At 51.1% G+C, this 223-nt stretch carries 1 rRNA gene; it reads left to right on the top strand.

Annotated elements, in window-relative coordinates:
• Nucleotides 1–218: ribosomal RNA gene (locus WFP70_RS26890) — 23S ribosomal RNA — on the top strand; the annotation flags it as partial.
• Nucleotides 219–223: the final 5 nt, after the last annotated feature.

Here is a 223-nt window from a genome sequence, read left to right as displayed (position 1 = left end):
TGTTCGGGTTGTCATGCCAATGGCATTGCCCGGTAGCTAAGTGCGGAAAAGATAAGTGCTGAAAGCATCTAAGCACGAAACTTGCCCCGAGATGAGTTCTCCCTGACTCCCTGAGAGTCCTGAAGGGACGTTGAAGACGACGACGTTGATAGGCCGGATGTGTAAGTGCAGCGATGCATTGAGCTAACCGGTACTAATGACCCGTGAGGCTTAACCTTACAAC

It is taken from the genome of Pantoea sp. USMM079 (genome assembly GCF_037153115.1).
Lineage (GTDB): Bacteria > Pseudomonadota > Gammaproteobacteria > Enterobacterales > Enterobacteriaceae > Pantoea > Pantoea communis.
The sequence above is the reverse complement of the archived record's forward strand: the minus strand, read 5'-3'. Positions and strand labels throughout refer to the sequence as shown.